This is a genomic window from Pontibacter sp. BAB1700, from assembly GCF_000277005.1.
GTDB classification, from domain to species: domain Bacteria; phylum Bacteroidota; class Bacteroidia; order Cytophagales; family Hymenobacteraceae; genus Pontibacter; species Pontibacter lucknowensis.
Genome location: NZ_AKIS01000074.1, coordinates 1 through 2,350, shown reverse-complemented (window position 1 = coordinate 2,350; position 2,350 = coordinate 1). Strand labels below are relative to the sequence as shown.

Below are 2,350 nucleotides of genomic sequence, written 5' to 3'. Positions count from 1 at the left end.
ATAAGATTATTGAGTCGCTTGGGGTGCGGTTCATTAAAGCGAAAAATCTGGTGTTGCAGCAGCCGTTCTCGGTACGCAACTACTACGACGTAGGCAACAACCTGATTCTGCTTCATAAAGGTACAATTTTCTTTGGTGAGGAGGAACAGATGGTAGAAGAGGGCGAACTGCTCTTTATACCGGGTGGACGTAGCACAAAGGTAACCTATGGTTCCGGCGATGGCAGATCCATCACAAACGATGACCTGATCACCAACAGAGAGAAGTTCTTTAAGAGCAACAACGACCTCGACCTGATCGGCGACGCGGAAGAGAGCCACAGCTATGTGAGCTTCGAAGCGAAAGTGTTCGATTCAGTTAACTTCTTTGCATCACTTGACCTGCCTGCCTTCCTGATCTCAGGGAACAACAAGCTGGCTAACCTGGTGATCAAGGTAGTGGAAGAAAGCATGCAGGATTTGCCAGGCAAGGAGCGTCTGATCAGCATCTACACCGAGAACATCGTGGTAGAGATCGTGCGTCACATCCTGCGCAACAAAATGTTTGTGGAGCAGCTGGCTACGAACAGCACCTACTTCAAAGACCCTCGCCTTATTGACCTGTTCAATTACATCAAAGAGAACCTGGGCGGCGACTTGTCTAACAAAGTGCTTTCTAACGTGGCCAACGTTTCTGAGGACTATGTAGGCCAGTATTTCAAGATGCTGACAGGCATTAACCCTCAGGATTACATTGAGTACCAGCGCATGGAGCGTGCTGTGTTCCTGCTTCGTACTACGAAGAAGAGCATCCGCGAAATCGGTAAGGATGTGGGCTACAAAGATACAGCTTACTTCTGCCGTCGCTTCAAGATGATGTTTGGTATACCTGCCGGTAAGATGCGTCGTCGCGAATCAGCGATGAACATCTAAGGCAAGATTATAAGAAGCAATAGTGTGAGAAACCTCGGCCAGAAAGCCGGGGTTTTTTTCTATGTGGTTACCTACCACAATGACGTCGGCGCCAGCCTCCAGTGCTGCTCTTGCCTTGGCCGCCGTATTGATGCCTCCTCCCACTATGATGGGAACCTCCACCGACTGTCGTACCGCCTTGATCATGTCTGCGCTGATGGGCTGCATAGCGCCGCTGCCTCCGTCGAGGTAGATGTAGCGCAGGCCCAGCAGCTCGCCGGCCATGGCAGTGCAGGCGGCAATCGCGGGCTTGTCATAAGGTATAGGCGTGGTGCCACTCATGTAAGACGCAGTGGTTTGGCGGCCGGTGTCTACGAGCATGTAGCCGGTAGGGTATACCTGCAGTTCACTGGCTTTGAGAATAGGAGCCGAAAGCACATGCTGGCCGATCAGGAAGTCAGGATTGCGGCCAGAGATAAGGGACAGTAGCAAAATGCCGTCAGCTTGCTTGTCAATGTGCAGGCTGTTGCTTGGGAAGAGAATGACAGGTATAGTGCTGTTCTCTTTGATAAGTTTGATGATGGCGGCCTGGTTATCAGTGGTGATGAGGCTGCCGCCGACAAAGAAAAAATCTACCTGGTGGGTTTCACTAAGAGAGAGCAGGTTCAGGCAGGAAGCTTCGTCCAGGTTATCGGGGTCGATCAGGAGGGCGAAGTGCTTTCTGCCTGGCTCATGCTGCTGTCTGTTACAAAGGTTGTTGAATGGCATCCTCTTCTGGAATGGTATAAGCAATCGTTTCTACTTCAGTCACCTCAATGGGTGCTGCTGCAATATCGTTATTTTTAGAAACAGTGCTTAAGTATTCCTCTACCTTTTTAGTAAGGTATACAAGGAGTAAGGCCATGAGCTGCTGACTGATTACCTGCATCAGTTCAGAGTTTACAAAGCTTTTAGATACGCCGGTTTGTTGCTGCGGGGTATGTGGCATGCGTTCTGATGACAAGGTATAGTCGTCCTCTTGCTCATGTACAAAGGAATTGTACCCTGCCATATTCGCATTTCTTGCGGTGTAGCTATCCTCCTGGTCGTGCGCATACTTGTTGAAGCCAAGCGCATCCGTCTCCTTGCTCTTGGACTTTGAACTCTTTAGAGCCTTTTTGTTCTTCAGTTTTTTAATTTTTTTTTTACCGCCGCTGAACATGCTCTTCAGCAGGAGCCCTGCTACCAGCACACCGCCTGCAATGGCGACTTTTTTGCCCATCTGCTGGCCCTGTGTCTTTATCTGATCCACATCACCCATGAGCGCGTTTTTGTATTCTTCTTTTTGACGCTCCAGAAGTTCACGCTCGTTATCGAACAGGGGGTTGTTAGTTTCGCTCATACTTGTTTCTCTCTTTTGTCTGTTTTGTATATCGTATTATCAAAGGCTTTGTCAGCCATGCCTTGAAACACTTTCTTGT

The 2,350-nt window shown here is 49.2% G+C and carries 3 protein-coding genes; 1 reads left to right on the top strand and 2 read right to left on the bottom strand.

Annotation, left to right across the window (positions count from 1 at the left end; translation table 11 throughout):
* On the top strand, positions 1-911 hold a 911-nt coding region (locus O71_RS09230), incomplete at its 5' end, for a helix-turn-helix domain-containing protein (RefSeq protein WP_007655841.1).
* On the opposite strand, the gene O71_RS09225 is transcribed toward O71_RS09230, so the two are convergent.
* Both O71_RS09225 and O71_RS09220 read right to left on the bottom strand, forming a co-directional pair.
* A complete protein-coding gene (locus O71_RS09225) occupies positions 894-1,658 on the bottom strand; it encodes a geranylgeranylglyceryl/heptaprenylglyceryl phosphate synthase (RefSeq protein WP_007655840.1) in 765 nt (254 codons plus the stop codon). The genes O71_RS09230 and O71_RS09225 overlap by 18 nt on opposite strands.
* Positions 1,636-2,271, bottom strand: a complete 636-nt coding sequence (locus O71_RS09220) for a hypothetical protein (RefSeq protein ID WP_007655838.1) — start codon at positions 2,269-2,271, stop codon at positions 1,636-1,638. The genes O71_RS09225 and O71_RS09220 overlap by 23 nt, the downstream gene beginning before the upstream one ends.
* Between the last annotated feature and the right edge of the window lie 79 nt (positions 2,272-2,350).